Origin of the sequence: Micromonospora sp. NPDC047670, assembly GCF_043204915.1 — a bacterium.
Lineage (GTDB): Bacteria > Actinomycetota > Actinomycetes > Mycobacteriales > Micromonosporaceae > Micromonospora.
On sequence record NZ_JBIDDA010000003.1, the window covers coordinates 523,067 to 542,835 of the forward strand.

Here is a 19,769-nt window from a genome sequence, read left to right on the forward strand (position 1 = left end):
CCCGCAGACTAACCCGCCACCGGCAACCGCCCGGCACGCGACCCGCCTGGCCGCCGCGGGGCCGTACCGTCCGGCGGGGGCGGCCGGTGTCCGTCCGGCGGGGGCGGGGCGGGGATTTCGCACTGTTCCCCGGGGCACAAGATCGCGAATTGGCGCCGACGAAAAGGGGGCGGACAAAGCTGCGCGCCGGCACAGAAGTGTCGGCGCGCTTTTTTGCGTGGTGCGATTCAGTTTTGTGATCCCGGAGCTCAGGTCAGCGCGGGCTCGGCCAGACGGAGCAGATCGTCCGCCTCCGCCGCGGCCGCCGCGAGCCGATCGTTCTCGGCACGCAGCCGCGTGATCTCGAACTCCAGTGCCCGAACCGTGGCACGCAGTCGGGTGACCTCGTCGAGCAGACGCCGATCGGGCGCTGCGCCTACGTGGCCGTACAGGGCCTTAGCCATGATGACTCCTTGATGTGCGCTGCCGGGAAGGCCGGCCAACGCGCGCCCATGTGTACGCGGCTGTCAACCCAGACGATTCTGGGCATGACCGGGCGCGACTGGCGACACCTATATATTGAGCCGATACCCCCTCCGTCGTCAAGTTCTCGCAGGCCGTAGATCATTTCCACGTCGACCTGTCCACTTGTCGGGGGGCTGCCACAAGGCGCGGACACGCTCTGTCCGGACACCTTGACTCTACGCCTCGGATCCCCGGAAGTCCCTACCCGGGCGTCCGACTTCCCCTTAACTCTTCCTTAGCCACGTTGCCGCTGTTCACGGCCGCCCCGTAGCGTCACCCCGGCCCGCAACCGACCCCGTGGAGGCACAGGCGTGTACCGCTGGACCGACCCGAACGACCCGGACGGCGCTCCTCGGCGCCCGGAGCAGCCGCACAGCGAGGAGCCGGCCTGGCTGACCGACCGTCCGGAGCCGAGGTCGGCCTACCTGTTCGGCGACGACCCGGACCGGCCCGCCGACGAGTGGCACCGCGACCAGCCGACCGCGCGCTGGGCCGAGCCCACCGAGCCGACGGCGACCCGGCCGACCGGGCCCACCGAGCCGGCCGCGACCTGGCAGGCGGAGCCGACGGCGACCCGGCAGGCGGAGCCGTCCACACCCTGGCGGGCGGAGCCGACCGCGACCTGGCAGGCCGCGGCGGGCGACCGCTGGCACGCCGACGCCGATGCCCGCGCGGACGGGCCGTACCGGGGTGACGGTCCCCCGGCCGACGACCGGGGGACCGGGGGCTGGCCGGTCGACGCCCCGACCGCCGCGTTCGACCTGGCGACGCACGGGGGCGCCCCGGCCGGGACGACGCCCGCCGAGGGCCGGCACCGATTCCCCCGCCGCTTCTCCCGCCCGGCGCTGATCGGTGGCGCCGCCGCGGCCGCCACGCTGGTGGTCAGCCTCGGCGTGGGCGCGGTCGCGCTGGGCGGCGACGGCCCGGAGACCGACCCGGCCGCCGTGGACGACACCATCGCCGCCGCCCCTGCCCTGCCGGGCACCGAGGGATCCCCCGCCGACGCGCTGACCGCGCCCACCCCGAGCGCCGCGCCGACCACCGTGAAGCCCACCCCGTCCGCCACGAAGGCGGCCAAGCCGACGCCGGCGCCGTCGCGCTCCACGGCGGCCTCGCGGCGCACGGTCGAGCGGAGCAGCGCGCCGTCCGGCGGCGGCACGAAGGCCCCCGTCGGCAGCGGGGTCAGCGCCCAGGCCCGCGAGGTGGTGAACCTGGTCAACGCCGAGCGGGCCAAGGCCGGTTGCGGCGCGCTGGGCGTCGACGACAAGCTGATGACCGCGGCCCAGCGGCACAGCCAGGACCAGGCCGACCACCAGGACATGTCGCACACCGGCAGCGACGGCAGCGACGCCGGCGACCGGCTGGACCGGGTGGGCTACGCCTGGCGCACCTACGGCGAGAACGTCGCCTGGAACCAGAAGACGCCCGCCGCGGTGATGGACGCCTGGATGAACAGCCCCGGTCACCGGGCCAACATCCTGAACTGCGCGTTCACCGAGATCGGCGTCGGCGTCGCCAGTAGCAACGGGCCGTACTGGACGCAGGTCTTCGCCGCGCCGCGCTGAACGCGAGTCGTGACCGGGTCCGCGCTCGTTTGACCGGGTGAGGTGCGCCGCATCGGCGTACCCCACCCGGGTGGCACTCCCGCCGCCCGCGACCTGCGGAGCTGCCGATGCGGACCCGGCCACGTACGCGCGCCGTCGGGCGGGGCCCCCGCGGTGTCCTGTCCGGCTGTGTCGTCCTCGCGCTGCTGGCCACCGTCGGCGCCTGCCGGGTGGCGCTCGCCCCGCCGGGCGCTCCGACCACCTGGCCGGCGGAGTGGGCCGGGCGGTGGCAGTGGCAGTGGCAACTGAGCGGGGTGCTGGACCCGACCGTCGACGCCGACGTCTTCCTGCTCGACCCGGTCGCCACCACCGCCGCCCAGACCGCCGAGCTGCGCTCCCGGGACCGTCGGCTGGTCTGCCAGGTGCACGTCGGGTCGGTCGTGCCCACCGACCCGGACGCGAGCCGCTTCCCGACCGCCGTACGCGGCGCCGCGGCCCGTCGCCCGCAGAGCCGGTGGCTCGACGTCCGGCAGTGGGACGCGCTGCGGCCGGTGCTGGCGGACCGGTTCCGGCTCTGCCGGGGCAAGGGCTTCGGCGCGGTCGCGCTCGCCGACGCCGACGGGTACGCACACCGCTCCGGTTTCCCGCTCGGCTTCGACGACCAGTTGCTGTTCAACCGCCGGCTGGCCGAGCTGGCCCGCTCCCTGGACCTCTCCCCCGGCCTGGTCGACGACGTGCCGCAGGTGGCCGCCCTGGCGCCGGACTTCGACTTCGCCGTCAACCAGGAGTGCGTCCGGCGGGACCTGTGCGCCAAGTTGCTGCCGTTCGTCGAGGCGGGCAAGCCGGTGTTCCACGTCGAGTACACGGGCTCGACCGCGGACTTCTGCGTCACCACGGTGGGCTACGGCTTCTCCTCGATCCGCAAGGACCGGGAGCTGGACGCCTGGCGGGTCTCCTGCCCGGTGCCATGACGAAGGCCGGACCGCGGGCGCGGTCCGGCCTGCGCCGTGGTGGGGTCAGCGCGCGCCGACCAGCTCCGGGGTCGGGGCCGGCGGGTCCATGGGGGTCTCGGCGGGGCGGGCCCGCAGGAACTTCGGGGCCCACCAGTTCGCGTTGCCCAGCATCGTCATCAGCGCCGGCAGCACCACCGCGCGGATGATCGTGGCGTCCAGCAGGATCGCCGCCGCCAGCCCGATGCCGAGCTGCTTCATGTCGATCGTGCTCAGCGTGGCGAAGATCGAGAAGACCCCGACCATGACGAGCGCCGCGCTGGTCACCACGCCGGCCGACGAGGTGATGCCGTACGCCACCGCGTCCCGGTTCGACATGCCGGCCCGGACGCCCTCGCGGATCCGGCTGACCACGAAGACGTGGTAGTCCATCGAGAGCCCGAACAGCACCACGAAGAGGAAGAGCGGCAGCCAGGTGACGATCGCGCCCATCGAGGTGAAGCCGAGCAGCCCTTCGGCCCAGTCGCCCTGGAAGACCAGCACCAGCAGCCCGTACGCGGCGCCGGCGGAGAGCAGGTTGAGCAGGATCGAGCTGAGCGCGATCACCACCGAGCGGAACGTCAGGACCATCACCACGAAGGTCAGCACCAGCACGAAGCCGATGACGATCGGCAGCTTGTCGCGGATGTGCTGCGAGTAGTCCTCGCTGTCGGCGACGTCGCCGCCGACCGCGTACTCCACACCGGACACCCCGCCGAGCGCGGCCGGGACGAGGTCGCCGCGCAGCCGGTCCAGCGAGCGGGCCGCCTCGTCGGTGCGGCTGGCGTGCGGGGTCGCGACCTCCAGCACGGACACCCGCCGGTCCGCCGACACCTTGAGCTTCGGGCCGTCCGCCTCGATCGGCGCGAAGAGCGGGTCGGCCGCCGCCGCGCCGGCCAGGGTGGTCAGCGCCGCCGCGACCCGGTCCGCCTCGGCCGCCGGCGCCCGCACCGCGACCGTGTGGCTGGTGCCGTTGCTCGGGAACGCCGCGGTGAGCCGGTCGTACGCCTGCATGGCCGACGTGCTGCGCGGCACGTCCTCCATGCCGGGGAACTTCATCTTCATGCCGAGCGCCGGCGCGGCCAGGGCGAGCAGCAGCCCGACCGAGATCACCAGGGTGGCCACCGGCGCTCGCAGCGCGGGCTTCAGCACGGCCGGCCAGAACCGCGGCTTCGCCTCGCCGTGCCGCCCGGTGCGCGGGGCGGTGAGCCGCCACAGCAGCGGCACCCGGGGCCGGTCGACCCAGCGGCCGAGCTTGGCCAGCAGGGCCGGCAGCACGGTCAGCGAACCGATCACCGCGACCGCGACCACCAGCATCGAGCCCACCGCGAGGGAGGAGAACATGGCGTCGTTGGCGAGCAGCAGCCCGCCCATCGAGATCATCACGGCGAAGCCGGAGACCACGACGGCGTGACCGGAGGTCTCGGCGGCGATCTCCACCGCGTCCAGGCCCGAGCGTCCCTTGGCCCGTTCCTCCCGCTCGCGCCGCACGTAGAACAGCGAGTAGTCGACCCCGACCGCCATGCCGATCAGCAGGATGACGCTGGCCGTCGTGTCGGTCGCCGGCACCAGGTGCGAGGCGAGGGTGGACAGCCCCATCGCCGCGGCGACCGAGGAGAGCGCCAGCAGGACCGGCACGCCGGCGGCGATCAGCGCGCCGAACGCGATGATCAGGATGGCCAGGGTCACCGGCAGGCTGAGCAGCTCGGCCCGCTTGAAGTCCTCACCGAGCGTGTCGTTCAACGCCTTGTTGATGGACGGCCCGCCGACCTGCTCGACGCGCAGCCGCGGGTGCCCCTCCTGGACGCGGGCGGTGGCGTCCCGCAGCGGCTGCACCCGGTCGGACGCGGTCTCCGCGTCGCCCGACATCGTGATCGGCACCAGCAGCGCGGAGCCGTCGCGCGCCGTCACCGGCTCGCCGACCGAGGCGACCCCGGTCACCGAGCGCAGTTCGGCCGCCGCGTCGGCGGCCGCGGCCTTCGCGGCGGCGGGGTCGAGTGTGCCGCCGCGCGCCGTGATCAGGACGTTCTCCATCGCCGGGTCGGCGAAGTTGCCGGCGTCCACGATCAGCCCGGCCCGGCCCGACTCGCCGACGGCCTGGTCGGCGCCGGTCGCCTCCTTGAGGCCGGCGGCGTTCCCCCCGACAAAGCACACCGCCACGAACACGACCCACAGCGCGATGGCCCGCCACGGATGCTCCGCGCTCCACCGCGCGAGCCGCACCGTCACCGGTCTTGCCCCCATTCCGGGTCCCCCTGTCACGTCATCCCTGTCAACGGGGTCGACGTTATGGACGGGACGGGCCCGGGACATCAGGGAACGGCCCCGGCCCTTCCCCGGCACCTGTACGCGGCCTGAACGCCGCTCCGGCCGGGCGAGCCGGGCCGAAACGGGCGCGGCGGAAGGGCGATCCCCGATCGGCCGGAGCCGGCGCGCCGACCGTGACCCGGAAACACCTCGGGGTCATCCCCGAAGGGCCACCCGGGGGCGGGGCTGACAACGCGGGCAACTGTACGACGAACGGTTCATGAACGCCTCCCGACGCACGGGCGCGCCGCAGCGGTGGCACGGCAGGCCCTCCCGGCCGTAGACGTTCAGCGACCGGTCGAAGTAGCCGCCTTCCCCGTTGACGTTGACGTAGAGGGCGTCGAAGCTGGTGCCGCCCGACTTGATCGCCTCGGCCAGGACGTCCCGGACGTGGCCCAGCAGCCGCAGCGCGGCCGGGCCGGTCAGCGCGTCGGTGGGGCGGGCGCCGTGCAGCTTCGCCCGCCACAGCGCCTCGTCGGCGTAGATGTTGCCCACCCCGGAGATCAGCGTCTGGTCCAGCAGCGCGCGTTTGACCTCCGTACGCCGCCGGCGCAGCGCGGCGACGAACGCCGCGTCGGAGAACTCCGGGTCCATCGGGTCCCGGGCGATGTGCGCGATCTCCGCCGGCAGCTCCGCGCCACCGGCGGAGACCGACAGCCCGCCGAACGTGCGCTGGTCGACGAAGCGCAGCTCGGGCCCGTCGTCGGCGAACCGGAACCGGACCCGCAGGTGCGTCTCGTCGGGCGCGTCGACCGGCTGCACCAGCAGCTGGCCGGACATGCCCAGGTGCCCGATGACGGCGTCCCCGCTGTCCAGCGGCAGCCACAGGTACTTGCCCCGCCGGCGCACGTCGAGCACCGTCCGGTCGGCCAGCACGTCGGCGAAGTGCCCGCCGCCGGGCGCGTGCCGGCGCACCGCGCGGGGGTGGTGCACCTCGACGGAGGCGATCCGCCGGCCGGTGACCCATCGGGCCAGCCCCTGGCGGACCGTCTCGACCTCCGGCAGCTCAGGCACGGCCCAGGCCCGCCTCGGCTCCGGCGGTCGCCTCGTCGGCCGCGCCGGCCGCCTCGACCCGCTCCCGCTCGGTCCGCTCCCGCTCCGCCTGCTCGGTGAGCGTGCGCCAGGCCGCCTCGGCGGCCCGCTGCTCGGCCTCCTTCTTGCTCCGCCCCTCGGCCCCGCCGTAGCGGTTGCCGGCGACCACCACCCAGGCGGTGAAGGTCTTGAGATGGTCGGGACCGGTGCCCTCGATGCGGTACTCGGGGACGCCGAGCCCGAGCGCCGCGGTCAGCTCCTGGAGGCTGGTCTTCCAGTCCAGGGCCGCGCCCCGCCCGGCCGACTCGGCCATCAGCGGGTCGAACAGCCGGTGGATGACGATCGCCGCGGTGTCCAGCCCGTACTGGAGGTAGATCGCACCGAGCAGCGCCTCCAGGGTGTCGGCGAGGATGCTCGCCTTGTCCCGGCCGCCGGTGGTCTCCTCCCCCTTGCCGAGCAGCAGGTAGGCGCCGAGCCCGTCCGGGCCCAGACCCCGGGCCACGTCGGCGAGGGCACGCATGTTCACCACGCTCGCCCGCAGCTTGGCGAGCTGCCCCTCGGGCAGGTCGGGGTGGTTGTGGAACAGCGCGGTGGTGATCACCACGCCGAGCACCGAGTCGCCGAGGAACTCCAGCCGCTCGTTGGTCGGCAGGCCGCCGTTCTCGTACGCGTACGAGCGGTGGGTCAGCGCGCGCTCCAGCAGCTCCGGATCGAGGCTGACGCCGAACGCGGCTTCAAGGTGACCGACGGACGCCCGCCGCCGCTTGTCGTTGCTCATGATGTGGGTACCTCGGTGTCGGTGGTGCGGTCGGTGCTTTCCTCGCGTTCGCCCGCCTCGGCGCCGTCGAGCAGCGCGCGGACCTGGTCGGCGGCGCGGCGCCGCCAGAGATGGGCGGCCAGCGCGATGCCGGAGGCGACGTCCTCGGGCCGGGCCGCGCCGTGGCACACGACCACCGTCCCGGCCACCCCGAGCAGGGCGGCCGCCCGGGGGGCGCCGCCGCCGGACGGCGGGCCGCCGGCCATCGCGTACGCGCCCTCGATCGCCTTGAGCAGCACGTTACCGGTGAAGCCGTCGGTGACCACCACGTCGGCGCGCGCGCCGAGGGAGACGTCGTACCCCTCGACGAGGCCGACGTAGCGACCGCCGCAGGGCAGCGACGCGGCGGCGAGAACGGGATCGGCGAGCCGCCGGGCGCGGTCGCCCTTGCCCGCCTCGGTGCCGACCGAGAGCAGTCCGACGCGCGGGATCGCGATGCCGTGCGCGACCGCGGCGTAGGCCGCGCCGAGGACGGCGTGCCGGGCGAGGGTGGCGGGGCGCGGCTCCAGCGACCCGCCGACGTCGAGCAGGACCACCGGGCCGGCGACGGCGGGCAGGGTGGCGACCAGCGCGGGACGGCGTACGTCCGGCCAGCGGCCGAGGCCGAGGGCGACGGCGGTGACGGTGGCGCCGGTCGAGCCGGCGGAGACGAGGGCGTCGGCGAGGCCGTCCCGGACGGCGTGCACGGCCGCGCGGACGGTGCTGTCGGAGCGGGCGGCCACGGGGTGGTCGGCCATGCCCACGACGGTGCGGACCGGCCGGACGGCGACCCGGGCGCGCTGCGCCGGGTCGAGGGCATGGATCAGCGCGCCGGCGGCCTCGGCCGGACCGACGAGCAGCAGGTGCAGATTCGGGTCGGCACGCACGGCCCGCAGAGCGCCGTCAACCACGACGGCGGGAGCGTCGTCCCCGCCGAGGAGGTCAACGGCGATCCGCGCGGTGCCCGGCTCCATCGGAACGCCGGCCGGAACAGGCCGGCCGGCGTCGGAGGGAGCCGGGGCACCGGGCGATTGCCAGGGTGCGCGCGCCGCCCGACCAGCGGTCGGAGGCGTCACTCGGCGTCCGGGTCAGACCTCGAGGACCTGGCGGCCGTTGTAGGTGCCGCAGACGGAGCAGGCGGCGTGGGGCAGCTTGGCGGACTTGCACTGCGGGCAGGCCACGGTCGCGACCACGGCAGCCTTCCAGTTCGCCCGGCGGGCGCGGGTGTTGCTGCGCGACATCTTGCGCTTGGGGACGGCCACGGTTCCTACTCCTCTTTACGGGTCAGTTGCGACAGGCCCGCCCAACGCGGGTCGATCTGCTGGTGACTGTGGTCGGCCGGCAGATCGTCCCAGTGCACCCCACACTCGGGGCACAAGCCTGGGCAGTCCTCCCGGCAGAGCGGGTTGGTCGGCAGCGCGAGCACCACCGCGTCCCGCAGCGCCGGTTCCAGGTCGATCAGGTCTCCCTGCATCCGGCCCACCTCGTCCTCGTCGGTCGTGGAGTCCGTGGTGCTGTTCTCGTACGCGTACAGCTCCTGGATCCGCACGGCCACCGAGTCGTTGATCTCGCGCAGGCAGCGGCCGCACTCGCCCCGGACGGGACCGGTCACGGTCCCCGAGACGAGCACGCCCTCGGACACCGACTCCAACCTCAGGTCGAGGTCGAGGTCCGCGCCCTCCGGCACGCCGATCAACTCCACGCCGAGGTCCGCCGGTGCCGGTGCCACCCGCTTGACCGTACGCAACGCACCAGGCCGGCGCGGCAGCTCCCTCGTGTCGAGGACCAGCGGCGACCTGGGGTTGAGTGTGGAAGGCGTGTGTTTGGGCATAGTCAGACTCCGGCCGGTGAGAGGCCGACAAAAAAGGTTACCTGGGCGACCGCCGCACCGTCGAACCGGGGGCGGCGCCCGCCCCGCCTGCCGGCTGGTGAGGTGCCGCTCAGAAGGGTAGCGGGCGTTCCGCCTCCTCCCCACCGAAGGTGCCGATCTCCCGCAGCGCGTGCATCTTGTCCCGGCCGCGCTCTATCGAGGCAAGCGCCCGGGTGAGGAACTGCTCGAAGTTGGCCAGCGCGGTGTCGACGTAGTCGTCGACCTCCTCGCGCAGGCGTTGGGCCTCGGCGCGGGCCTCGGCGATGATCCGGGCGCCCTCGTGCTCGGCCGAGACGGTGATCTCGTTCACCGAGACCAGGCGGGCGTGTTCCGCCTCACCCTCGCTGATGATCCGGTCGGCCTCCCGCTTGCCGGCCTCCATGATCTTGTCCCGCTCCTCCAGCAGCGCGGCGGCCCGGCGCAGGTCGGCGGGGAGTTCGGCGCGCAACTCGTCGAGGGCCGCGATGAACTCGCCCCGGTCGACCATGCAGTTGTTGCGCGACATCGGGACGGAGCGCGCCTGCTCCACCATGGCGATCAGTTCGTCGATGCGATCGAGCGGGTCCACCGGTACCTCACTCCTGTCGTTCGTCGGGCCGACCTACATGATGCGGGCTACGGCCGGGTTCCCGCTCCACACATCATGTCGCGCCCCGACCACACCGCGCCCCTCACCCCGGCCCGGCGCGTCGCGCCGCCCCGCCGGCTCCGGTGGGCGAGCCGGTGGGCGGAGGCGACGGGTGGCGGGCCGGCGCGCCGCGGGCGTGGGGGGTCAGCCGCGGGCCGGCGGCGAGAGGCGGGCCCTGAGCTCCTCACGGACCCGGTCGGGCACGTGCGCGGAGATGTCGCCGCCCCACTTCGCCACGTCCTTGACCAGGCTGGAGGAGAGGAACGAGTAGAGCGGATTGGTCGGCATGAACAGCGTCTCCACGCCGGCCAGGCCGATGTTCATCTGGGCCATCTGCAACTCGTAGTCGAAGTCGCTGACCGCCCGCAGGCCCTTGATCAGCACGCTCGCCTGCTGCGCCCGGCAGAAGTCGACCAGCAGGCCACGGAACGACTCGACCCGGACGTTGTCGTAGGAGGCGGTCACCTCGCGGAGCATGTCGATCCGCTCCTCGACGGTGAACAGGCCGCTCTTCGACTGGTTCACCAGCACGCCGACGATCACCTCGTCGAACAGGCGGCTCGCCCGGCCGATGATGTCGAGGTGTCCGTTGGTGACCGGATCGAACGAGCCGGGACACACCGCACGTCTCATGATCGGCGACCGTACCAAAGGGTGGTTTCGCCGTACCGGCGACTGCGCTCGCCGGTGACACCCTCCACCCACCCGACCGGCCCGGTCCGGCTGGACCGTTCCACCACCACCAGGGCGTCCGCGGCCAGCCAGCCGCCGTCGACCAGCGCGGCGAGCATCGCCGTGACCTCCGCGTCCGGCACGGCGTACGGCGGGTCGGCGAACACCACGTCGTACGGGTCGCCGTCCGGGCCGGCCGCCAGCACCGTGGCGACCTTGCCGGTGACCAGCCGGGCGGCGGGGGCGGCGCGCAGCGTCGCCACGTTCTCGCGGATCACCCGGGCCGCCCGCGGATCGGACTCCACCAGCAGCACGTGCGCGGCGCCCCGGGAGAGCGCCTCCAGGCCGACCGCGCCGGAGCCCGCGTAGAGGTCGGCGAAGCGGGCGCCCGCGAGGTCGACCTCGGCCTGCACCGCGCTGAACAGCGCCTCGCGGACCCGGTCCGAGGTGGGCCGGGTGCCCGCCCCGGGCGGCGCGGCGATCCGGCGCCCACCGAGCGCCCCGGCCACGATCCGGGTCACCATCTCCTCCTGCTCATGCGCACGACGCTACGCGACACGGAGGCGGCCGGCGTCGACACGGTGGGCGCCTCGGATCGACCCGCCCGAGCGCGCCCGACCCGCTGTCGCCGACGGACGGCCGGCCGGGTTCCGACGGACGGCCCGGCCGCGTCCGGCGGGGGCCCGCCCCCTTCCTGACCAGGGCTCGCCGCCCGTTCCGGCGGGCGGCCGGGGTGGCCGCCGCCGGTCAGCCCTTTTCCAGGTACTCCGCGCGTTCCTCGTCGACCAGGGCGGCCACCGAGGCGGCCAGCGCGGGGTGCCGCGCCAGCTCCGGATCCTCCTCCACCAGCGCGATCGCCTCGGCGCGGGCGTCCCGGATCAGGTCGGCGTCGCGCAGCAGCGAGAGCAGCCGCAGGTGCGAGCGCCGCCCCGACTGGGTGGCCCCCAGCACGTCGCCCTCGCGGCGCTGCTCCAGATCCAGCTCGGCCAGCTTGAACCCGTCCGTCGTGGAGGCGACCGCGTCGAGCCGCTCCCGCGCGGAGGTGCCCTCCAGCGCCTCGGTGACCAGCAGGCAGAGCCCGGCGGCGGAGCCCCGGCCGACCCGGCCGCGGAGCTGGTGCAGCTGGGACACGCCGAACCGGTCGGCGTCGAGCACGATCATCACGGTGGCGTTCGGCACGTTGACGCCCACCTCGACCACCGTGGTGGCGACCAGCACGTCGAGGTCGCCGGCGGCGAACGAGCGCATCACCGCGTCCTTCTCGTCGGCCGGCAGCTTGCCGTGCAGCACGCCGATCCGCAGGCCGTGCAGCGGCCCCTCGGCGAGCAGCGGCGCCACCTCGGTCACCGCCATCGGCGGCCGCCGACCGTTGTCGTCCACCGGCGGCGGCTCCTCCTCCGACGCCGGTCCCTCCCCGATCCGCGGGCAGACCACGTACGCCTGGTGGCCGGCGGCCACCTCCTCGCGCAGCCGGCGCCAGGCCCGGTCCAGGAAGGCCGGCTTCTCGGCGGCCGGGACCACGTGCGACGCGATCGGCGAGCGGCCCTGCGGCAGCTGGGAGAGGGTCGAGGTCTCCAGGTCGCCGTAGACGGTCATCGCCACCGTGCGCGGGATCGGAGTGGCCGTCATCACCAGCACGTGCGGCGGCTGGTCGGCCTTGGCCCGCAGCGCGTCACGCTGCTCGACGCCGAACCGGTGCTGCTCGTCGACCACCACCAGGCCGAGGTCCGCGAAGTCGACGCCCTCGTAGAGCAGGGCGTGGGTGCCGAGCACGATGCCGGCGGCGCCGCTGGCGACCTCGGCCAGGGCGCGCCGGCGGGCCGCCGCGCCCAGCGAGCCGGTGACCAGCTCGACCCGGGTGGCGTCCTCGGCCGCGCCCAGCTCGCCGGCCCGGCCCAGCGGCCCGAGCAGGTCGAGGATGCCCCGGTGGTGCTGCGCGGCGAGCACCTCGGTCGGGGCCAGCAGCGCCGCCTGCCCGCCCGCGTCGACCACCTGGAGCATCGCCCGCAGCGCGACCACCGTCTTGCCGGAGCCGACCTCGCCCTGGAGCAGCCGGTGCATCGGGTGCTCGGTGGCCAGGTCCGCCGCGATCTCCGCCCCCACGTCCCGCTGGCCGGGTGTCAGCTCGTACGGCAGCCGGGCGTCGAACGCGTCGAGCAGGCCGCCGGGCTTCGCCGGACGGGGGCGGGCCGGCCAGGCGGCGGCCCGGTGCTTGCGCTGCACGAGGGTGAGCTGCACGGCGAACGCCTCGTCCCACTTGAGGCGCCGCCGGGCCCGGTAGAGCGCCTCCTTGCTGGACGGCCGGTGGATCTCGCGCAGCGCCACGTCGATGCCGACGAGGTTGCGGCTCGCCCGCACGGTCGCGGGCAGCGGGTCCTCCGGCGGGGTGAAGGTGTCCAGCACCACGCGGACGCAGCGGGCGATCACCCAGGTGGGCACCGCCGCGGCGGCCGGGTAGACCGGGATCAGCGCGCCGGCGAACTCCTCGATCTCCTCGCTGGCCGCCGCCTCGCCGTCGCCGCCCTCACCGAGCAGGACGTACTCCGGGCCGTTGAGCTGCCGCTTGCCCCGGAACTCGGTGACCTTGCCCGCGAACAGCCCCCACCGGCCGGGACGCAGCTCCCGCTCCCGCCACGCCTGGTTGCCGAAGAAGGTGAGGGTGAGGGTGCCGCCCGAGCCGTCGCCGACCGTCACCTCCAGCAGGTTGCCCCGGCGCTGGCGCATCGGGCGCACGGCGGTGCGCTGCACCTGCGCCAGCACGGTGACCTGCTCACCGACGTCGAGCGAGCGGATGTCGGTGTGCTCGCCGCGCTCGTCGTAGCGGCGCGGGAAGTGGTAGACCAGGTCGCCGGCGGTGTGCAGGTCCAGGTGCCCGGCGAGGGCCTTCGCGGTCTTCTCCCCGACCAGCTTCTTCAGCGGCGTGTCCGCCGTGGACTGCTCGGACGTCATTCGACCCCCACCAGGAGCGGATAGTACGGCTGCCCGCCCGGGTACGCGTGCACCTCGACGAACGGCCAGCGCCGGCCGACGTGCTCGCGGACCGCCTCGGCCAGCCCGTCCGGGGCGTCCGCCCCGGAGAGCAGGGTGACCAGCTCGCCGCCGCCGCCGAGCATCCGGTCGACCACGGCGGCGCAGGTGTCGGCCAGGTCCGCGCCGATCAGGTGCACCTCGCCCTCGACCAGCGCCAGCACGTCGCCGGGGCGGCACGGGCCGGCGACGGTCAGCGCCTCGCGGCTGGCGTAGCAGACCTCGGCGTAGCGGCAGGCGCCGGCCGCCTCCGCCATCGCGATCACGTCGTCCTCGAAGCGGCGGGCCGGGTCGCGCACCGCCAGGGCGGCCAGCGCCTGCACCGGGGACCGGGTGGGCACCACGCTGACCTTGACGCCCAGACCGTGCGCCTCCCGGGCGGCGGCGCTCGCCACCGCCTGGGTGTCGGGGTCGTTGGGCAGCACCACCACGCGGGCGGCGCCCGTCGCGCGGATCGCGTCCAGCAGCTCGCCGGTGGACGGGTTGCCGGGCACCACCGTCGCGCCCTCGCCGGCGAAGAGCTCGGCGATGCCCGCGCCGGCCGCCACCACCACGGCGGCCCGCCCGTCCGCCGCCACGACGGGCGGCACCGGTGCCGCCCGGTCGGCGAAGCGGGTCACCGAGATGCGGTGCGGCCGGCCGGCGACCACGCCCGCCTCGATCGCCGCGCCGACGTCGTTGACGTGGACGTGCACGTTCCAGGTGCCCTCACCGGCGCCTCCGTCGCCCACGATCACGAGCGAGTCGCCCAGGGCGGCCAGCTCGGCCCGGAGCCGGGCCACCGCCTCGGGCCCCGCGTCGAGCAGGAACTGCACCTCGTAGGCGTACTCCTCGGAACCGGTCTCGCGCACGACGGTGGCGGGCGGGCGGGTCGCGCGCGGCGCGGGCGCCGGATGTTCGGGACTCTCCCCGGTCACGACCTCGACCAGGGCGTCGAGCAGCAGGCAGAGGCCCCGGCCGCCGGCGTCGACCACCCCGGCCCGGGCCAGCGCCGGCAACTGTTCGGGGGTGCGGGCCAGTGCCCGTGCCGCCTCGCCCGCCGCCGCCCGGACGACCGCGCGCAGGTCGTCGCTGTCCGCCCGCTCGGCGGCGCGGGCCGCCGCCGCGACGACGCTGAGCAGCGTCCCCTCGACGGGCTGGGCGACCGCGGCGTAGGCGGCGGTGGTGGCGTCGCGCAGCGCGGCGGCCAGCTCCCGGCCGCGCACGGCGGGCACGGCGGCGACCGCGTCGGCGAAGCCGCGCAGGATCTGCGACAGGATCACGCCGGAGTTGCCCCGCGCGCCGAGCAGCGCGCCCCGGGCCATCAGCCGCAGCGCGTGCCCGTGCGGGGTGGGCCCGTCCTCCGGGAGGGTGCCGAGGTCCATCGCCAGCGCCTGCTGCGCGGAGGTGAGGGTGAGCACCAGGTTGGTGCCGGTGTCGCCGTCGGGCACCGGGTAGACGTTCAGGTCGTCGATCTCGCCCTGGTGCCGCTTGACCGCGGCCAGCCCGCCCGCGCACCAGCGGCGGACCGCGGCGGCGTCGAGGGTGTCCAGCACGGCGAGAAGCCTACTGGCGCACACCGACGCCCGCCGGGGCCGCCGGTCCTCCCGCGGCGTGTCCGCCCCGGCCGTACCCGACCGGGGACCAGCCGCACGGCCCCGGCCCGAACTACCCTCGTGGTCGCGTCCCTCGTGCGGTGGTGTCGGAGGACGGCGCGGGCCGGGCGACCGTGGGCGCGCCGCGCTGTGGCAGCCCCACCGGGGGCCCCGCTCAGGGCCGGTTGGCCGGGCGCCCGGGTCATCGGGTAACCTGGCCAGGTTGCCCGGGCTGCGCCTGGCGGCGACCTCATGAACGTTTCAAACCCAGGAGTATCCCGTGGCTAGCGTGTGCGACGTCTGTGGCAAGGGACCGGGCTTCGGCCACAACGTGTCCCACTCGCACCGGCGGACCAACCGCCGCTGGAACCCGAACATCCAGTCGGTGCGTACCCCGGCCGGTGGCGGCAACACCAAGAAGATGCAGGTCTGCACCTCGTGCATCAAGGCTGGCAAGGTCACCCGCGCCTGACGCGGTAGGCCCCAGCTTCACACTCGTCATTGCCGGCGGGCCCCCGTGGCCCGCCGGCTCTGTCGTGTCCGCGCCCGCCCGCCGGCGCTGACGCCGCTCTCCTTTCGAGCGGTCGACGTCGTCGCCGGGTCGTCCGCCGTTGCCGCCGGTCCGGGAACCCCCGGCTCTGTCGGGTCCCGGCGGGCCGGCTGACGGGTACGCGACGGCCGGTTCGACGGGCGGTGTCGGCCCCGTTAGGGTCTGCCTGCGCCGGGCGTCCGGGTCGGATCCAGCGCACGGAGAAGCCGACCGCGGAGGACGACAGGTGCAGCTTGACCTAGGCCGGGACGAGATTGTCATCGTCGGGGCCTCCCTTGGAATGCTGCGCTGGTTCAGCGAGGAACTGCCCGCCGGCAGCGTCGTCCTCGTCGAGGAACCGGACGTCATCGAGCGCCGGGGGCTGGAGCGGTTCGCCCGCGGGATGGCCTTCATCTCCCGGGTGGTGCCCGCCGAGTACCAGACCGGCCTGGACGCCGCCGCGCTGGTCGACCGGGAACCCGCGCTGGCCGCCGCCCGGCTGGTCATACCCGGCCTGGAGTACGCCGTCGGCGCCACCGCCCGGCTCGCCGAGGCGCTGGATCTGCCCGGCGCCGGTCCCGCGGCGGCCGACATCTTCGCCGACAAGCACCGGATGCGGCTGCTCGCCGCCGAGGCCGGCCTGACCAACCCGGCCTTCGCGCTGGTCGACTCCCCCGCCGCGGCGACGGGGTTCGCCGAGCGGCACGGCGGCCGGTGCGTGCTGAAGCCGACCCGCCGCTCGGGCAGCCTCGGGGTGCAGATCATCGCCGACCCGACCGAGATTGCCGGGGCCTGGGCGGGGACCGCCTCCCCCGAGGACCCGCCGGAGGCGACCGGCCGCGGGCTGCCCACGGCCGTCCTCGTCGAGCAGGTGGTCGACGGCCGGGAGCACAGCGTCGAGCTGCTGGTCGCCGACGGCGAGGTGTTCTTCGCCAACGTCACCGACAAGCGGGTGCGGCCGGGGCGCTCCCCCGTGGAGACCGGCCACACCGTGCCGACCGCGCTGCCCGAGGCCACCCGCCGGGAGCTGGTCGGGGCGGCGACCCGGCTGGCCGCCGCCGCCGGCTTCCGCACCGGCACGCTGCACAGCGAGTGGATCCTGGCCGACGGGGTGCCGACGCTGGTCGAGTGCGCGGCCCGGCTGCCCGGCGACATGATCACCGCGCTGGTGTCGATCGCGTACGAGTGCGGGTTCATCGAGGCGTACCTGCGGACGCTGCGCGGGGAACGGCCGGCCCTGCCCACGCGGCCGATCGGCGCGGCGGCGGTCGAGTTCCTGCTGGCCCCGCCCGGCACCGTCACCGCCGTCGACGGGGCGCGCCAGGCCCTCCGGGCGCCCGGGGTGCTCGAGGTGCAGCTCGACGTCGCGGTCGGCGACACCGTGGCCGAGGTCACGTCCTCGCTGTGGCGCAGCGGCCACCTGCTGGCCTGGGGCGCCGACCCGGCCGAGGCGACCGCCAACGCCGGCAGGGCCGTCGAGCAGATCCGGATCACCACCGCCTGACCGCGCCGCGGTCGACCCGGCGCGGGCTCCCCAGCCAGGCCGGGCCGTCCCGGGCCGACGGGCCCAGCGGGTGCGGCCCGGCGCGGGTTCCTCGGCCGGACCGGTCCGTCCCGGGCTCCTCCGCCGGGCCGGGCCGTCGGCTCAGAGGGTGCGGCCGAACGAGAGGCAGCCCGGGGCGTCCTTGTAGAAGCCGAAGTTCGGGATCCGCTCGTAGCCGGCCGCCGTGTACATGGCGATGGCCTCGGGCTGCTTGTCGCCGCACTCCAGGACGATCCGCTTGCGCCCGTGTTCGCGGGCCGAGCGCTCCACGGCGGCCAGCACCGCCCGGGCCACGCCCCGTCCCCGGGCCGCCGGGGCCGTGTACATCCGCTTCAGCTCGGCCGTGTCGCCCTCGTCGCCGTGACTGCGCCAGCCGCCGCAGCCGACCGGCTCGCCGCCCAGGTGGGCGACGAGGAAGGCCCCGGCCGGCGGCTCGAACTCGCCCGGGTCGACCGGGGTGTCGTCGCCGCTGCCGCCGTACCGCGCGCTGAGGTCCGCCAGCGCGGCGTGGATCAGCCGCTGCGCCACCGGCGAGTCGAAGCGCTCGACGCGGATCTCGATCTCACTCACGGAGTAAAGGGTACGACCCATGCCGGCCCTTACCGGAAGTGGTCCCAGCCGGCGGGTCCGTCGTACGGCTCGCCGTCGACGGTGACACCGGAGCCCTCCGTCACCCGCCCGATCGGCCGCCAGTCGGGCGGCAGCGCCACCGCCGGCGGGAAGGTCGCGGCCAGCGCGTGGTCGTCGCCCCCGGCGAGGAGCCAGGAGTACGGGTCGACGCCGAGCGCCTGGGCGGCGTCGCGCATCTGCCGGGGCACCTCGAAGGCGTCCCGCCGCACGTCGAGGGCCACCCCGCTGGCCTTCGCCACGTGCCCGAGGTCGGCGAGCAGCCCGTCCGACACGTCGATCATCGAGGTGGCGCCGAGCCGGGCCGCGTGCGGTCCGGCCCGGTAGGGCACCTCCGGCAGGCGGTACGCCTCCACCAGCAGCCGGGGCGTGCGGAAGCCCCGGGAGAGCACGGTGAATCCGGCCGCGGCGTACCCGGTCCGGCCGGCCAGGGCCAGCACGTCCCCGGGCCGCGCCCCGGAACGCGTCACCGGCGGCCGGCCACCGAGGTCGCCGAGCGCGGTGACCGCGATCGTCAGCGTGGGGCTGGCCGACATGTCCCCGCCGACCACGCTCGCGCCCACCTTCGCCGCCTCGGCGGCCAGCCCGTCGGCGAGTTCCTCGGCCCACCCGGTCTCCAGCTCCGGCGGCATGCAGAGCGCGACCAGCAGCGCCGTCGGCTCCGCCCCCATCGCGGCGACGTCGGCCAGGTTGGCCGCCGCCGCCCGGTGGCCGACGTCCCGCGGGCCGGACCAGTCCCGCCGGAAGTGCCGTCCCTCCACCAGCACGTCGGTCGAGGCCACGACCCGGGCGTCCGGGGCGGCCACCACCGCCGCGTCGTCTCCGGGACCGAGCAGAACAGTCGATCCGTACGACAACCGGGCGGTCACCCGGTCGATCAGGCCGAACTCGCCGACCCCCGCGACACTCATGCCGGCCCTCCGCCGTGCTCGCTCACCGCTTCTCCTTGACCACCGATAGGGATCAGACCTGGTCCGTAAGGTACTTTCTCCCTTCGGGCCGCCCGCGGGCGGCGACGGACGGAGGTCGAGTCGTGGTACAGGCGTACATCCTCATCCAGACCGAGGTCGGCCGGGCGCGTGACGTGGCCGGTCTCATCGCGGACCTTGCCGGCGTAGTGCGGGTCGACGCCGTCACCGGGCCGTACGACGTGGTCGTGCTCACCGAGGCGAACACCGTCGACGAGCTCGGCAAACTCATCGTCAGCAAGGTGCAGATGGTGCCCGGCATCACCCGCACCCTCACGTGTTCGGTGGTGCGCCTGTAAGTGGACAAGATCATCGACTCTCCCGTGACCGATTCCGCCCAGCCGGACGAGGTCGCCCCCGACCGCCCGACCCGGGACCGGACGACCCGGAGCGCGGCGCTGATCGCCACGCTCGTCGCGCTCCCGGTCACCGCGCTGGTGGGCGCGCTCGCCTTCACCCAGCTTTCCCCGGACGAGCCGGCCGAACCGGTCACCGCGCCGAGTCCGACGGCCAGCGCGCCCCGCGCGCAGTCCACCGCCCCGGTCGAGATGGCCGCGCCGGCGCTGCGCGAGCGGCCCGCCACGGTCTGCCGGGCCCTGCTCTCGCAGTTGCCGCCCACCGTCAACGACCTCCCCCAGCGGCCGGTCACCGCCGGCCCGGAGCAGAACGCCGCGTACGGCGACCCGGCGCTGACCCTGGCCTGCGGCGGCGCCGAGCCGACCGTCGGCGAGACGGACGACGTGTGGACGGTCAACAAGGTCTGCTGGTACGCCCGGGAGGAGACCGACGCCACCGTGCTCACCACCCTGGACCGGGAGACCGCCGTCACGGTCCGCGTGCCGCGCTCCTACGGTCAGGCCCTGCAGTGGGTCTCCCCCATCTCGGAGACGATCGTGGCCTCCGTGCCCTCCGGCGGCGACGCCCCGGCAGGCTGCCGCGGCTGACCCCCCGCCGCCACCCACCCCGCCCCCGCCACCCGGCCACCCGGCCACCCGGCCACCCGGCCACCCGGCCACCCGGCCACCCGGCCACCCGGCCACCCGGCCGATCCTGTCGGCAACTTCCCGGAAGTAGTGGTCTCCCCTCCGTCGGGAGGCCACTACTTCCCCGAAACAGCGCGATCTTCGCGGAGGGCGCCCGCCGGGCGCGGCGGTGCGGG

Annotated in this window: 20 protein-coding genes; 6 read left to right on the forward strand and 14 right to left on the reverse strand. The window is 75.1% G+C overall.

Annotated features, from left to right (window positions below; all coding sequences use genetic code 11):
- Positions 1-248 precede the first annotated feature (248 nt).
- On the reverse strand, positions 249-443 hold the full coding sequence (locus ACGF7U_RS10345) for a hypothetical protein (RefSeq protein WP_091096806.1): 195 nt from the start codon (positions 441-443) through the stop codon (positions 249-251).
- 372 nt (positions 444-815) lie between these two features.
- On the opposite strand from ACGF7U_RS10345, the gene ACGF7U_RS10350 reads away from it, so the two are divergent.
- Both ACGF7U_RS10350 and ACGF7U_RS10355 read left to right on the forward strand, forming a co-directional pair.
- Positions 816-2,069, forward strand: coding sequence for a CAP domain-containing protein (locus ACGF7U_RS10350; RefSeq protein WP_393105022.1), 1,254 nt, complete (start codon positions 816-818; stop codon positions 2,067-2,069).
- A gap of 107 nt (positions 2,070-2,176) precedes the next feature.
- Positions 2,177-3,019 carry an endo alpha-1,4 polygalactosaminidase gene (locus ACGF7U_RS10355; RefSeq protein WP_393105024.1) on the forward strand — a complete coding sequence of 281 codons (843 nt, stop codon included), beginning with the start codon at positions 2,177-2,179 and terminating at the stop codon, positions 3,017-3,019.
- A 45-nt stretch (positions 3,020-3,064) separates the two neighbouring features.
- On the opposite strand, the gene ACGF7U_RS10360 is transcribed toward ACGF7U_RS10355, so the two are convergent.
- The 11 genes from ACGF7U_RS10360 to ACGF7U_RS10410 all read right to left on the reverse strand — a co-directional run bounded on the left by ACGF7U_RS10360 (position 3,065) and on the right by ACGF7U_RS10410 (position 14,904).
- Entirely contained in the window at positions 3,065-5,281 is a 2,217-nt protein-coding gene (locus tag ACGF7U_RS10360) for an MMPL family transporter (protein WP_393105026.1), read from the reverse strand.
- Positions 5,282-5,500: 219 nt separating this feature from the next.
- A complete protein-coding gene (gene mutM, locus ACGF7U_RS10365) occupies positions 5,501-6,358 on the reverse strand; it encodes a bifunctional DNA-formamidopyrimidine glycosylase/DNA-(apurinic or apyrimidinic site) lyase (protein WP_393105028.1) in 858 nt (285 codons plus the stop codon).
- Entirely contained in the window at positions 6,351-7,154 is an 804-nt protein-coding gene (gene rnc, locus ACGF7U_RS10370; protein ID WP_393105030.1) for a ribonuclease III, read from the reverse strand. The genes mutM and rnc overlap by 8 nt, the downstream gene beginning before the upstream one ends.
- The gene (locus tag ACGF7U_RS10375) at positions 7,151-8,146 is read right to left on the reverse strand and encodes a phosphate acyltransferase PlsX (RefSeq protein WP_393105032.1); all 996 of its coding nucleotides are present in this window, start codon (positions 8,144-8,146) and stop codon (positions 7,151-7,153) included. The genes rnc and ACGF7U_RS10375 overlap by 4 nt, the downstream gene beginning before the upstream one ends.
- 114 nt (positions 8,147-8,260) lie before the next feature.
- The gene (gene rpmF, locus ACGF7U_RS10380) at positions 8,261-8,434 is read right to left on the reverse strand and encodes a 50S ribosomal protein L32 (protein WP_091096818.1); all 174 of its coding nucleotides are present in this window, start codon (positions 8,432-8,434) and stop codon (positions 8,261-8,263) included.
- A gap of 5 nt (positions 8,435-8,439) precedes the next feature.
- Positions 8,440-9,003, reverse strand: a complete 564-nt coding sequence (locus ACGF7U_RS10385) for a YceD family protein (protein ID WP_393105034.1) — start codon at positions 9,001-9,003, stop codon at positions 8,440-8,442.
- Positions 9,004-9,112: 109 nt separating this feature from the next.
- On the reverse strand, positions 9,113-9,610 hold the full coding sequence (locus ACGF7U_RS10390; RefSeq protein ID WP_121396123.1) for a hypothetical protein: 498 nt from the start codon (positions 9,608-9,610) through the stop codon (positions 9,113-9,115).
- 204 nt (positions 9,611-9,814) lie between these two features.
- The gene (gene coaD / locus ACGF7U_RS10395; protein WP_393105036.1) at positions 9,815-10,303 is read right to left on the reverse strand and encodes a pantetheine-phosphate adenylyltransferase; all 489 of its coding nucleotides are present in this window, start codon (positions 10,301-10,303) and stop codon (positions 9,815-9,817) included.
- The gene (gene rsmD, locus ACGF7U_RS10400; protein ID WP_393105038.1) at positions 10,300-10,863 is read right to left on the reverse strand and encodes a 16S rRNA (guanine(966)-N(2))-methyltransferase RsmD; all 564 of its coding nucleotides are present in this window, start codon (positions 10,861-10,863) and stop codon (positions 10,300-10,302) included. Before rsmD ends, coaD begins: the two co-directional genes overlap by 4 nt.
- Before the next feature lie 226 nt (positions 10,864-11,089).
- Positions 11,090-13,291: an ATP-dependent DNA helicase RecG gene (gene recG, locus ACGF7U_RS10405; RefSeq protein WP_393105040.1), complete on the reverse strand. Its 2,202-nt coding sequence runs from the start codon at positions 13,289-13,291 to the stop codon at positions 11,090-11,092.
- Complete coding sequence (locus ACGF7U_RS10410; RefSeq protein WP_393105042.1) at positions 13,288-14,904, reverse strand: DAK2 domain-containing protein; 1,617 nt, start codon at positions 14,902-14,904, stop codon at positions 13,288-13,290. The genes recG and ACGF7U_RS10410 overlap by 4 nt, the downstream gene beginning before the upstream one ends.
- Positions 14,905-15,223: 319 nt before the next feature.
- Between ACGF7U_RS10410 and rpmB the strand changes: the two genes are divergently transcribed.
- Both rpmB and ACGF7U_RS10420 read left to right on the forward strand, forming a co-directional pair.
- Positions 15,224-15,415 (forward strand): 50S ribosomal protein L28, encoded by a 192-nt coding sequence (gene rpmB, locus ACGF7U_RS10415; protein WP_088963534.1) that lies wholly within the window; start codon positions 15,224-15,226, stop codon positions 15,413-15,415.
- A gap of 304 nt (positions 15,416-15,719) precedes the next feature.
- A complete protein-coding gene (locus ACGF7U_RS10420; RefSeq protein ID WP_393105044.1) occupies positions 15,720-16,976 on the forward strand; it encodes an ATP-grasp domain-containing protein in 1,257 nt (418 codons plus the stop codon).
- A 141-nt stretch (positions 16,977-17,117) separates the two neighbouring features.
- Here ACGF7U_RS10420 and ACGF7U_RS10425 read toward each other — a convergent pair whose 3' ends face one another.
- Both ACGF7U_RS10425 and ACGF7U_RS10430 read right to left on the reverse strand, forming a co-directional pair.
- Positions 17,118-17,606 carry a GNAT family N-acetyltransferase gene (locus ACGF7U_RS10425; protein ID WP_393105046.1) on the reverse strand — a complete coding sequence of 163 codons (489 nt, stop codon included), beginning with the start codon at positions 17,604-17,606 and terminating at the stop codon, positions 17,118-17,120.
- A gap of 8 nt (positions 17,607-17,614) precedes the next feature.
- Positions 17,615-18,553, reverse strand: a complete 939-nt coding sequence (locus tag ACGF7U_RS10430) for a thiamine-phosphate kinase (RefSeq protein WP_393105048.1) — start codon at positions 18,551-18,553, stop codon at positions 17,615-17,617.
- Between the two features lie 122 nt (positions 18,554-18,675).
- Here ACGF7U_RS10430 and ACGF7U_RS10435 point away from each other — a divergent pair, with 122 nt between their 5' ends.
- Together ACGF7U_RS10435 and ACGF7U_RS10440 are read left to right on the forward strand one after the other, a co-directional pair.
- Positions 18,676-18,909 carry an Lrp/AsnC ligand binding domain-containing protein gene (locus ACGF7U_RS10435; protein WP_013284547.1) on the forward strand — a complete coding sequence of 78 codons (234 nt, stop codon included), beginning with the start codon at positions 18,676-18,678 and terminating at the stop codon, positions 18,907-18,909.
- Positions 18,910-19,554, forward strand: a complete 645-nt coding sequence (locus ACGF7U_RS10440; RefSeq protein WP_393105050.1) for a DUF3515 family protein — start codon at positions 18,910-18,912, stop codon at positions 19,552-19,554.
- Positions 19,555-19,769: the final 215 nt, after the last annotated feature.